Raw genomic sequence first — 12,351 nt, 5'->3', positions numbered from 1 at the left:
GTGGTACAGACCGTTCGAGACTAAATAGCCAGTCGCCGTCTGATTTCCGATGACAGGCCGCTTAGACTTGCAACGTGTTTTGATCCCTGTCTTACCAACGGGGGTCAGTCCCGGTGTGACCGTTCGTTCTTATATTCCCTATGTGAATTTGATTTATGGGGACGTAATTAATGTCCTCCCGGTTCTACTGATTGTACTCAGATGGTAAAACTAGCAATGTGCTCAAGCATTACGTCTAATACTACTTCTAACGGGCTCCTTTCCTTATAGCACTGGGTGAGGAGAAGTCCCCCTTGAACTGCCGTTAACAATGCTAGTGCCAATTTATCAGGATTGGCATCGGCTCTTATTACGCCCCGTTCATGCATCGCACGAAGTCCTTGGCGAATCGCAAGTTCCCACTGCATAAATCCGGTCGCTAATTCAATACGAGCCGATGGTTCCGTATCTGAGAGCTCACTGGCGAGAGAGCCTATTGGACAGCCTCCTTGACGTTCAATCTGTAACTGCACAATCGCATCACGCCAAGTTCGAAGTGCTTCCATACTGTCAAGGTTGCTCAGCAAAGGCTCCTGCTCACTCATCACTAGCTCCGTCTGATACACAATAACAGCCAGAACAAGCTCACGCTTATCTTTAAAATAATGATACAACTGTGAGGTGCTGATCCCGGCTTCTTGCTGCACATCTTCTACGCTTGTACCAGCAACACCACGCTCAAACATCAATTTGGCTGCTGCAGCAACAATACGTGTGCGGGTCTCTCTTCCCTTTTTGGTTAAGCGATGTTTTGGTTTTTGTATATCCATTGTTTTTTCCATGAATGTAGTATACCAAAAATGGAGTTACCAATCCATAAAATACAGTTCAACGTCGGCGTACCCTTAATTGATTCCTGAATCTGTGCATGCTATCTGGATGAGCGGGGAAACGGAACCATGCAGTGGGCCATAAGCGGCAGGCAGCGCGAGTTGGCCGTGTTCCAGCCCGGCGAGGATGGCCGCTCATGTGAGCTGCAGCTGCTATCAGGGCGAGCTGTAGACGGTCACTCGTTGATACCGCTTGTCTTACTCCTCAGGACTTTGCGAGATAAAGGTTGCTGCGTTCTGCATCAAGTGCAATGCGTAGTTGGCAAGGATCACGGCGGACCTGAGTGAGAAGTAGTTCCCCCTGAATACTTGCCATCGTAGCAGTAGCCAACGTAGCGGGGTCTGCGTCTTTGCTCAACTTGCCCTCAATCTTCATGCGGGTCAGGCCGTCGCGTAAATGCGCTTCCCATTGGTCGAAGCCCGCGGCAATTGCAGCGCGGGCATCTTGGTCTCTCTCAGCGAGTTGCCCGACGAGGGTGCCGATTGGGCATCCACCGCATCCACCTCGGCTGATCTCATGCTGAACAAGTGCTTGAAACGAGTAGTCGATACCGGCCCAAGTGTCTAAACCGTGGAGCAACTCGCCTTGGTTGCCTAGGACCATATTGGTCGTGGCATCGATGACGGCATGAACGAGATCTTCGCGATCTTCAAAGTAGTAGTAAATCTGACTACGACTGGCGCAAGAACGTGCGCGAATGTCATCAAGATTCATGCCGGGGCCACCCCCTTCTCTGCGACGAAGTTCAACTAAACCGTTCAACTCCCTCGGTACGATTTAGTTTTCTCACGAATGCTCACTTATTCGCAGGATTTCAACCTTGCCAGAAATACAGAAAGATAGTAAAAGGGACATTGGAGAAGGCCAGAACAACATGAAGGCGCAAGGAAATACAGGGGAAGATAATATTCTAATCGACATTGGCACCATGTTCTTAATCCTTCCGCATGGAACTGAGTTCTTGCCTTAGGTCAGAAAAAACCTGGTTCCTGATACAAAAAAATAGTTATTTAAGCGAAGTCTTATATTAATGTGCTTTTATCTCGCCACATGAGTTCCACTCGAAACTATTTAGATAACTACCTAATCCGAAATGACACAATGTTCTTGTCCTTGGCTTTGGACAAGAACTTGGTTCCTTAAAACAAAAAAGCCGCTGTAATAACGACTTGAATGGAACAATGTTCTTGTCCCTCGACCGTTGCAGTAAAAAAGCAATTCGGATTTAATCCGAATTGCTTTTTCTTTGTGCTTCGGTACCGCCAACGGAAAGGCCAAGCGATGTCAAACCCTCTTCGATTGCCGGCTTTATCATTCATCCTGGATTCCCGGCAACTCACGCGTTTTTATTAATTACTCCTTTAATCCTTCTAACTCCAGCAGCAGAAGATTGTTCTTTTTTAATACTGAACTTTCCTAAGTTTGTTGTATCTTCTACATGAGGTCCTCCACATACTTCTCGACTCCAAACTTTCCCTTCGTTATCTTTGATTGTATACACCTTAACGATATCCGGATATTTATCCCAAAAATTCCCTTCAACATTACTTTCTTTCGCTTCAATTTTAGGCATCTCTGAAATATAGGTAACTGCTTTTGATGAAATCGCATTATTCACATACTTTTCCACCTCAGCTATTTGCTCTGGCGTAAGTTTTTCATCATGGTTGAAGTCAAACCGTAATCGTTCTGAAGTAATATTACTTCCTTGTTGATGAACATGATCACCTAAAACTTCCCTTAAACCAGCAAGTAATAAATGAGATACCGTGTGCAGCGCTGTTGTTTCTGTTGAATGTTCAGCGAGTCCTCCTTTAAATTTACCCACAGAAGCAGTTCTGCTCTTTTCAGCATGTTTCTTTGCCGCCTCTATATAAGACTCCTTGTCCTCCATGCTATATCCACTTTCAGTTAGAAACTCTTCCGTCAACTCCAAGGGAAACCCATATGTTTCGTAAAAATAAAAGGCATCTGCACCTGTAACTTTACCCTTATTCTTAAGATGTTTTTGTATTTCAAGTTCTCCTTGCTGTAAAGTTCTATAGAACAGATTTTCTTCCTTATTTATTATTTCGATAACTTTCTTTTTATTACCCGTCAAATCTTCATAAGCTGTTGCTTCATCGATATAAACTTCAGACAACTCACCCACAAAACTGCCTTGTATACCTAATTTTTTACCTGCTCGAATGGCTCTTCTTAATAACCTTCTTGTTATATAGCCTGCATCACTATTCGCTGGCTCCGCACCATCATTAATTAGAAAAGTAGCCGCTCTCACATGATCAAGTATGATTCTAAACGACTTCAAATCGTCGTTATATTGTTTACCACTTATCTCCATCAATTTTTTCTTGGGATTAAGGAAGAAAGCCGTATTATAGATATCCTTGTCACCGTTAAGGGCTGTTGCAACCCGTTCTAATCCACCTCCATAATCAATATTGGGTCTTTTCATTTTTACAAATCCTGTGTCTTCTTTTTTGTAACACATAAATACGTTGTTCCCAATTTCTAAAAACCTCTCGCTTTCAGAAGCAGGATGATCCAGTGAATCACCGTCTGGCTCAAGATCGTAGAACATTTCACTATCAGGCCCACCGGGTTCACCAACAGGCATATTCAATGGACTTCCGGATCGACTCCACCAATTTTCTTTTTCATCGTATAAGAATATTTTCCCACCTCTAGATGCCCCATATTGATACGGATCATCTTCAACGATAGGTTCTATACCAACTGATTTAAATTTTTCTGACCAGATTTGAATGGATTCCGTATCTTTCTGTATATTTAAATCATCACTTCCTATAAACACACTGATATATAGTCTGCCAGGATCAATTCCTAATTCTTTAATATGCCAATTCCATACGGCATCGATTTGCTTTTTCTTATAGTTATTTTCATTAGCTTTAAACTCCCATCGACCTATCATTTCAAAAAATGTCAGATGCGACGTATCTCCTACTTCATCAATATCGCCTGTCCTTATACACTTCTGAATATTAGTAATGTCATTACCTATCGGATGCTTTTCCCCCAATAAATATGGAACCATAGGTTGCATTCCACTTCCCGTAAAAAGCGTTGAGGGATCATTTTCTGGTAACAAGCTAGAAGAGGGTACTTGGCATGCCCCTATTCCTTTCATAAAGTCAATGTATGATTTTCTTAGCTCATCTGGTGTCATTTTAACCATGCTCAATACCTCCATTTTAATTATTGTTTATTCTTGGAAAATGATTTTGCATATGTTTAAACGAAAAGAATAAAGCAAAAAAAGCCCTAAGCTGACATATTTTATGTCAACTTAGGGCGAACGATTATGTCCGTGGTACCACCTAAATTCAGATTTCTCTGCACTCGATCAATACGGGATATCTCCGATATTGTTTCCTGAATAACGGTGGAACTCCGTTGAAGCCTACTAAGATTCCTCTGTTCGGTTCACAGCTCTGAGACTGCTTCAATATTAGATCAATGAAGATTCGCACCAACCATCTTCTCTCTGTGAGATCCCTAATACCTACTATTTCTCTTCATAGCCTTTTCGTTTTAAATTAAACCAAATGCTATCACACTCAACTTGTTCTGTCAATTAATTCCACTATTTTTTATAAGGTATAAGTCTGTCGATTCTACCATTAGCTTTGGCAATTCGGTTGCTTCGCATCCTCTGACTTTAGCCAAATTATAATTCTCCCCAACCTCAATTCCACATTCCTGTTTACCTGTGAAATAATCAGGAGGTACAACAAACTTGGGTGGGGAATTCAACTATTATCTCCATGGTTGAGGCAGGCATTGGAGTATCCATCGTACCTTCGATGATTCTACCGGCTGAGCCAGCGAATATCCTGGTAAAACCATTAACCCCTCCATTAACCGTGTTATAGGATTAGCAGTCCCCTCCCTGGAAGCGATATCTCCTTCTATCGCCGTCTTTATTAAAGAGACTCAATTTTTGACCTCCTAAATTGCAGATAGAATAGCTTTCGTTTAACAATAATCCGTTTAAGATGCAGCAGTAAATCATAGATGAGATAGCGTGAACGGAAGCCCTATCTACGGAAATAGGAACAAGTTCTTGTCCCTCGACAGTTCTTGAATAATCTGAGTCAGCCGATCACATTGATCTGCTGCTTTCTTTGTATTATTGAACTATCGTTTCCCGTTAGCTTAAAACGTGTAGATTACTCAACTGTGCTCAATCAATAAGATTTCCCCTTCCTTAATTTCGAAAACTCCGTCGATGGCCGGTAAGGCGATTCCAATCAGCAATGCCGCCTCCCAGGCCCCCGTCGTGTTGTCGATTTTTTAATAATTTATTTTACTTTCTCTAGATTTATTGATACCATCCCATCATTATCTTCATCAATTAAAGCAACTTCAGAATCAGATATCCATTTAAGCTCACCTAGATGCCTAGCATAGGCGAATTCATTCGGAAGTTCTGAAATCACTTTTTCTAACAGTATTTGTGTTCCGTCTCGGTGCATAATAGAAAGGTATATATCCATGCTTTCTACATTGTGTTGACAAATAACCTTAGCACTATAGTTCTTTTTAGGACTCTTGATAACTTTCTTCCAGACCCACTCATTTACATACCCTAACTCTTCAATTTTCAGAGCAGTCTCTTTAAATGGTGTAATATCCCAGTTTTTATCCGAAACCAGTTTTTCAATTCCATTCATAAGCAGTTGGAGCGTCGTTCTTTTTTTCTCTGTCTCATTTTTTACGCTGAAGTCATCCAAATTAAATTTAATTTGAACTACACAGACTCCTGAATTATTAATAATTCTCTCATCCGAAATGTTTTCAACGCAATCCACAAGAATTTTCCAACAATCTTTCGTTTTTTGTTTTCCGAATAAACGTTCAAACATAGCAGTTATACAACGCGTCTCCAAACTAAATGAACGCCGTTTCCATTTCCAATTTAACTCGTAATCCTTTTTTGTCGCATCGTCATATTCACAATTTTCTTCTTTCATTATTGATTCGACATTTTCATCATCAATTATATAAGGCAAATCTAGATCAAATGCTTTTAGATACAATACACTCATCTCCCTCTATTTTTCCCATGGACGTGGTTGTAGATGTCTACTCATTGAATTGCCTTTTTTCCATTGACTCATAGCATTCGCTTTCTCCCAATCGAGGGCTTCCTGTCTGTTACGGAATGGACATTATACGAAAAGATAAATCTTTGAATGTATTAATTTTTGTTTGTTTTGTCCTAATCATGGCATGTTGTAGTTTCGTATCTGATTCACGCGAAAATACTCAAGCGATCAACAAGGCTATAGAAGCAGGAGAAACACACTTTAAAGAAAAATACAATCTCAACTTTGAATTTACACGCCACAAGTTAAATCCTCCCGATCTCGGGACGGACGTTGGGCTATATGGACATTTGACAGAAGATAAAGATACAGAAGTGTTCCTCCTCATAAACTATGAGACACTTGAAGTCGTCACTGTAGGCGTTCCTGAAGAGATAATTCAATAATAGGAATCTAACGCCTTAATGATACTATTTCCCACCTCTAATGTGCTTTTCATCAGCCTTATGCATGAAGAGTTGGCGTAATGGACTAGCGATTTGTATTGGTAAAATTTACTCATTAAACTGTGTTCTCATCTTTGTTAAAGTGGGTAAGCATTATGAAGACAAAGACGGGAGTTTTAATTGACATGAACATTCGCACCAAATCCATCATCGGCCTGCTTTGCGTGACGACATTAGCAGGCGCGTATTTCAGTTATACCGAGCATCAGGATAATCGACAATGGAAGCAGCAACAACAGCGCAATACGCAATACTGGTCGCATATGCAAGCGATCTACCTGCGCGATTTCGACTATGCGCTTGCGGAGGCTCTTGCGGCATCTACGATTGCAGATCGGCAAGCAGCACTTCAATCTGCAATTGAACATGCCAATTTTATCTTGGAATATGTAAGGATCGGATCCGTTACAATGAAGTTTCCATCTTGGTCCTCGTATGAGTCATTTATCACGGACGGCAGCCGCTACTTGGCCTATCCCGCCAGCGAGAAGGGAATGTCGCTCAACCCGGATCAATTAGAACAAATTCAGCGCTTGAGAACGTTCGCGAGTACCGCCCTACCGTATCTCGAGCAGATGAGAAAGAAAGCTGTTGATTCCTCTTTATCAGATATACAACAGATTTCGACCGAAATGGAAGAGGCCTTGTCTCAACTCGACTCGGTCTTTACGTCCGGCAATAAAGCCTTTAACGAGTTCCTGTACAACCAGAATCCTTACATACCTCTGAAGCCAGGAACCGTGTTCGCCGGGGAAACCACGTACAAGGCTACAGAGCTTGCGGCCAAAGCGAAAATTTTCATGGGCGAGGCTTGGAATAAAGGAGTAGGTAAGCAAATCGTCCACATGTCCTCCGGCGGGATCGGCCCCGAGTTCGGAGAAGTCATGGATTTCAATTTATCGGACACCGATGGGAAACCAACCAGCTCCTATATTGCAACACTGAGTAAAAGCGGACACGTGCTCCAAGTGAGACGCAACGGCTCGATCTCCGAAAAAGGAGATGTAGAGCAATCTATGGACTTAAAGCAGGTTGTCGCGGTTGCGGACACCTGGATGGCTCGCTGGTCTGACGAACGTCTGACATTAGTAGCGAAAGAGATAAAAGAAACCTCCATTTATCTCACGTATATTCCGGTCCGGGAGCAAGTTTCCATTCCACAGATGAAAGTCGTATGGCAATTTGATCGCCGTACCGGTGCGTTAAAGAGCTTTGATGCGTCTAAGTATTTTACCCATTACAATAAAACCTTCCCCATTCACCCGAAACTTACAGCGGAGCAAGCCTCAGCGAAGCTTGGTCCAAATGTTAACGTTTCGGGTAAGCCAAAGCTGGAGCTCCGCAACGACAAGCTCGTATATGCATTTCCCGTCACTGGGATTGAAGGCGTTTCTCATGTATACATCAACGCCGGCACAGGCGCTGGCGAAGGCATTAATTACAACTTATAACCACAATTGAAAAGGCAGCCCCACGAATACCTTTGCTGCGGGCTGCTTTAATTTTTTGTCAATCTTGGCTCACCTTCTTTGTTACTTACTTATGTCACCGAAAGCCCAACATAAAAAATGAGAATCGGTTACCTTCTTAGAGTATTGAACTATCGTTTCCTGTTAGTTTAACGAGTTTTAATAATTTCTTGCCAGTTAGGAGGCAAGTCATAATCCCTAATGTGCTTATACTCAAAAACCACTACTAATCCGGAGTTATCTATACTAAACCTCATCGAGTCGAGTCCAACATCCAAATGAGGTCCTACGTACGGGATTGTTTTAACCTGAACATCAATATGCGAAGAATGATATCTAACGTCTACATCAGTTCCATCCAAAAAAGGCGCAAACGTAGGTGATACAGTTAATTTACTTGTATAGTATTGGTTAATCTGTTCCTGTATTTTTGGAGCTAACAAAGTAAGTACAAGCCGTTTCAATGGTTCATCGTTTGGCTTTGCACAAACTGGCTGTATTGTCACAAAGAAAATGATGACTATTAGCAGTGATCCGATACATATTTTCATTTCTAAAACCCTCATCCTCAGCATTTTTAAGGGTAGCTTTCACTAAATGAGGAGAATTTATTATGTTATCCTGCCCGTTAGCATAATAAAACAGACAAATGTTCTAATCGACAATGGTACCCTATTTTCAATCTTTTCAGCAATGACACTCAGTTCTTGCCTACATCCCAAGAACCTGTTTCCTAATATAAAAATCTTTAAATAAGGAAATTGTTTATTTATCTCGCCACATCAGTTCTGTCATAATAATATTAGATAACTACCTAATCCGAAATGACACAATGTTCTTGTCCTTTTCGGCAAAGGAACCAAGTTCTTGTCCTCAGCTTGGGACAAGAACTTGGTTCCTTAAAACAAAAAAGCCGCTATAATAGCGACTTTGAATGGAACAAGTTCTTGTCCCGCGACATCTCATCATATCACAGATTAACGGGTATTAAAAAAACTTAGTTTTTTGACATAAGCCTTAATTGATTTTTGAAGTGTTTTATTTTTGACATCTTTGTCACCTCTGATTATCTCACTAACAGCGGGCTCAAAATGATATTAACTGTTATTTGCTTCATACATATTCTTCAGCACATTACGCATTTCGGGCTTGATTGAAATGTCCGGGCGTCTCGCCATGGCCAGTTTTTCAGCTTCTTCAACTGTTGTAGCTTCACCCAGATTCATCAAAAGAGCTGTAGCTACTGTTCCAGTACGGTTCCGGCCACCAGCACAGTGAAAGAATACTTTTTTGCCCTCTTGGACAGCTTCAGTCACGGCTTGAATGGCTGACTTGAGAGATTCTTCCTGATCATTCCGATTTTCAACAATTGGATAGTGATGTCGGTTTGCTGAAACAGGAAGCCCCTCTTGCGCATTACCATCATCTCGGAGATCAAATACATCCGTTATACCTTGCTCCTTAATTGCACTTAGAGCAGCATCTGCTCCTCCGATATATACTTTGCCTTTAACCAGTTCATGATAGTTAGACATCGTTATTCTCCCCTTCTCTAGTTGTTCTTAACAGCAGCTTGAGCCTCCGCTAACGACGGTCCAAGTCCATCATCATATCGTTCCACATCCAAGGTAATCGATTCTACAGTGGTTACAATCTCAGGATCGACTGCAACGCGAATTGTATTAATCTCCTGTACTAGATAATTCTCTAAAGAATCCGTGAGTCCTAGTTGATAACTGGGTCCACAGCACCCTCCGCAAACCATGGCAAACCGAAGCTTATGCACGCCTGCTTCTCTCATCATTTCTTCAATATAGGCTTTTGCTTCATCGGTAATCACCATCGTCGATCATCCTCCTCTCTAAACTTCACTTGGGCTTACTTCAGTCCAGAACTTTAGGTTGTCATATCCAACTACATCTTTGGATTCCCACGGAATAATTACAATGTTTCCCTCCGAAGCTTTATGAATCAGTTGGATCCATTCCTGTTCAGCTATGGCCCGTCCGCTAAGTATGGGGTCCGTGGTGTCTGTCACGGCAAAACTTTGATTAATGGTCCACCACTTGGTTGGTATACTGGCCCGCTGTAAGTCCTGTTCCAAACGAAATGCCTCATAATATGGTGTAGCCTCTGCGAGTGTAACAATGACAACACTTGTTTCATTCGGGTCACGAAGTCGTGGTAACAAATGCTGAACCGCAGCGGGTATGACACCTGCAGAACGGGAAATCTCTTTATGGTACTCTTCTGTTGCATCGAGAAGAAGTAACGTGTGCCCTGTTGGAGCCGTATCGATAACCACAATTTCATCGCTGCTTCGTTCAACCAGATTGGCAAATGCACGGAAAACTGCAATTTCTTCAGTACAAGGGGATCTTAAATCTTCTTCCAAGTAAGCTAGACCATCCTCATCCAAAGAATCCTTGTTCTGCGCCAGAACTTCCTTTTTATATCGTTCTAGTTCGACCTTCGGATCAATACAGCTCGTATTGATGTTGTCTGTCTCTTGTTCCAGCACATGACTCAGATGGGAAGCGGGATCGGTTGTGCTCAGATGTACCCTGTGACCTCTCTCTGCCAGACCAACTGCAATAGCTGATGCAACTGTTGTTTTGCCTACGCCACCTTTTCCCATGGTGAAAATCACTCGGATACCTGTGTTTTCCATATCATCTATGAGATGTTGTAAGGGGACAACCAACGAAGGATTTAAATTTTTCTCCTGTACCAGCCTAACCTCTGGGGCATCGAAGAAATGACGCAAATGCTCAATTCCAGTGATGTTAAACGGCGCTAGAGGAATTTGACTGGGCCACATACGCCTGAAGAACAACACATGGCAGGATCATAAATCTCCATTATTTTCAAAGCAAACACTCCTCTCGAAAATGGAAAAGCCGGGAAAGAACTCTCCCGGCAGTTTTGTATTATTTACCGGTTTCAGCGAACGTTTTAATGCGCTCCCCAATCTGGTCACGGACCCGTTGGAATACAGCCCATTTCTCTTCATCTGTACCTTGCGCTTTGGCAGGATCATCAAATCCCCAGTGTTCCCGCTTCACATGTGGAGGCGTCATTGGGCATTTATCTGCGGCATCTCCACACAACGTGACTACAAAATCAGCGTTGTTCAACAACACTGAATCAATGATATCGGAAGTTTGAGTTGAAATATCCAGGTCAACTTCTTTCATGGCTTCCACTGCTTTTGGATTTAGACCGTGTGCCTCGATTCCTGCACTATAAATGTTCCAGTCCTCACTCAGATATTTCTTGGCCCAGCCTTCAGCCATTTGGCTCCGGCAAGAGTTGCCTGTGCACAGGAAGTACAGTGTTTTTTTACTCATGTTCATCGTCTCCTCATTGTTTGAATTATAGAATGCTTAACCACAGATACAGACCCACTAGCGTAATAAGCAGAGTCGGAACGGTGATAATGATACCTGTCTTGAAGTACGTACCCCATGAGATTTTAACACCTTTGGTGCTAAGCACATGAAGCCAGAGCAGTGTCGCCAGTGAGCCAATCGGCGTAATCTTGGGACCTAAGTCCGATCCAATAATATTGGCGTAGATGAGCGCCTCCCGAACAGTCCCCGTAGCCGTTGTTGCATCAATGGCAAGCGCATCAATCAGCACGGTCGGCATATTGTTCATCAGGGATGAAATGATTGCCGCAATAAAGCCCATACCAATCGTTGCAGCAAACAATCCTTGATCGGCCATAGCCTGTATGACTACGGCCAGCAGATCGGTCAAACCCACGTTACGTAGACCATAGACCACGACATACATACCAATGGAGAAGAATACGATGGCCCACGGCGCTTCCTTGACTACTAATGTAGTCGGCACAGCAGAACTGCGGGAAGCCATGATCAGGAAGAATATCGCGACAACACCGGCCACAAGGGATACGGGAATTCCGATAAATTCACTGGTGAAGTATCCAACAAGCAGAACCCCCAACACCACCCACGACAACCGAAACATCTTCATATCCTTAATGGCAGTTACCGGAGGTTTCAATTCACTCGCATCAAAGCGTTTTGGAATACTCTTTCGGAAAAAGAGATACAGCACGCCGATACTAGCCACCAGTGAGAACAGATTCGGAACAAACATCCTTCCTGCATACTCCATAAATGTAATGCCAAAGAAGTCAGCAGATACAATGTTGACTAGGTTACTTACAACCAGTGGCAAAGAGGTCGTATCGGCAATAAAACCACTGGCGATAATGAATGGAAATACTTTTTTCTCATCGAAATTCAGCGCCCGTACCATCGCTAGAACAATTGGCGTCAGAATCAGTGCGCCTCCATCATTGGCAAAAAAGGCAGATACCACAGCACCCAGAATGGCGACGTAAACAAACATTCGCACACCATTGCCGTGAGCAGCCTTGGCCATATGTAAGGCAGCCCA

The 12,351-nt window shown here is 42.7% G+C and carries 13 protein-coding genes, 1 pseudogene and 1 other annotated feature; of the genes and pseudogenes, 3 read left to right on the top strand and 11 right to left on the bottom strand.

All coding sequences use genetic code 11. The annotated features are described in order from the left end of the window. Positions 1-197: 197 nt before the first annotated feature. From P364_RS0134010 to P364_RS0133995, 3 genes are all read right to left on the bottom strand, one after another. Positions 198-821: a TetR/AcrR family transcriptional regulator gene (locus P364_RS0134010; protein ID WP_024634421.1), complete on the bottom strand. Its 624-nt coding sequence runs from the start codon at positions 819-821 to the stop codon at positions 198-200. Between the two features lie 253 nt (positions 822-1,074). Next, positions 1,075-1,584 (bottom strand): TetR/AcrR family transcriptional regulator, encoded by a 510-nt coding sequence (locus tag P364_RS0134005; RefSeq protein ID WP_024634420.1) that lies wholly within the window; start codon positions 1,582-1,584, stop codon positions 1,075-1,077. 622 nt (positions 1,585-2,206) lie between these two features. Next, positions 2,207-4,072: an alanine--tRNA ligase gene (locus P364_RS0133995; RefSeq protein WP_024634419.1), complete on the bottom strand. Its 1,866-nt coding sequence runs from the start codon at positions 4,070-4,072 to the stop codon at positions 2,207-2,209. A 109-nt stretch (positions 4,073-4,181) separates the two neighbouring features. Next, positions 4,182-4,425: a binding site (T-box leader), on the bottom strand. A 212-nt stretch (positions 4,426-4,637) separates the two neighbouring features. On the opposite strand from P364_RS0133995, the gene P364_RS38550 reads away from it, so the two are divergent. Beyond that, entirely contained in the window at positions 4,638-4,769 is a 132-nt protein-coding gene (locus P364_RS38550; RefSeq protein WP_268870931.1) for a hypothetical protein, read from the top strand. Between the two features lie 429 nt (positions 4,770-5,198). On the opposite strand, the gene P364_RS0133975 is transcribed toward P364_RS38550, so the two are convergent. Then, a complete protein-coding gene (locus P364_RS0133975) occupies positions 5,199-5,936 on the bottom strand; it encodes a hypothetical protein (RefSeq protein ID WP_024634417.1) in 738 nt (245 codons plus the stop codon). A 152-nt stretch (positions 5,937-6,088) separates the two neighbouring features. Between P364_RS0133975 and P364_RS0133970 the strand changes: the two genes are divergently transcribed. After that, a complete protein-coding gene (locus P364_RS0133970) occupies positions 6,089-6,391 on the top strand; it encodes a hypothetical protein (protein WP_152532788.1) in 303 nt (100 codons plus the stop codon). 134 nt (positions 6,392-6,525) lie between these two features. After that, positions 6,526-7,902: a PepSY domain-containing protein gene (locus P364_RS0133965; protein WP_152532787.1), complete on the top strand. Its 1,377-nt coding sequence runs from the start codon at positions 6,526-6,528 to the stop codon at positions 7,900-7,902. A 167-nt stretch (positions 7,903-8,069) separates the two neighbouring features. Here P364_RS0133965 and P364_RS0133960 read toward each other — a convergent pair whose 3' ends face one another. The 7 genes and pseudogenes from P364_RS0133960 to P364_RS0133935 form a co-directional block, all read right to left on the bottom strand. Further along, positions 8,070-8,471, bottom strand: a complete 402-nt coding sequence (locus P364_RS0133960) for a DUF3888 domain-containing protein (RefSeq protein ID WP_024634414.1) — start codon at positions 8,469-8,471, stop codon at positions 8,070-8,072. A gap of 546 nt (positions 8,472-9,017) precedes the next feature. Continuing rightward, the gene (locus P364_RS0133955) at positions 9,018-9,455 is read right to left on the bottom strand and encodes a protein-tyrosine phosphatase family protein (protein ID WP_024634413.1); all 438 of its coding nucleotides are present in this window, start codon (positions 9,453-9,455) and stop codon (positions 9,018-9,020) included. Between the two features lie 17 nt (positions 9,456-9,472). After that, a complete protein-coding gene (locus P364_RS35880; protein ID WP_052016891.1) occupies positions 9,473-9,763 on the bottom strand; it encodes a hypothetical protein in 291 nt (96 codons plus the stop codon). An 18-nt stretch (positions 9,764-9,781) separates the two neighbouring features. After that, positions 9,782-10,729: pseudogene (locus P364_RS0133945) on the bottom strand (ArsA-related P-loop ATPase); the annotation flags it as partial. Beyond that, positions 10,717-10,782, bottom strand: a complete 66-nt coding sequence (locus P364_RS38845; protein ID WP_152532789.1) for an arsenic metallochaperone ArsD family protein — start codon at positions 10,780-10,782, stop codon at positions 10,717-10,719. The pseudogene P364_RS0133945 and the gene P364_RS38845, both read right to left, overlap by 13 nt. A gap of 68 nt (positions 10,783-10,850) precedes the next feature. Beyond that, positions 10,851-11,270 (bottom strand): arsenate reductase (thioredoxin), encoded by a 420-nt coding sequence (gene arsC, locus P364_RS0133940; protein ID WP_024634411.1) that lies wholly within the window; start codon positions 11,268-11,270, stop codon positions 10,851-10,853. Between the two features lie 25 nt (positions 11,271-11,295). Continuing rightward, on the bottom strand, positions 11,296-12,351 hold a 1,056-nt coding region (locus P364_RS0133935; RefSeq protein WP_024634410.1), incomplete at its 5' end, for an arsenical efflux pump membrane protein ArsB.

It is taken from the genome of Paenibacillus sp. MAEPY2, assembly GCF_000499205.1.
Classification (GTDB): Bacteria; Bacillota; Bacilli; order Paenibacillales; family Paenibacillaceae; genus Paenibacillus; species Paenibacillus vandeheii.
The sequence above is the reverse complement of the archived record's forward strand: the minus strand, read 5'-3'. Positions and strand labels throughout refer to the sequence as shown.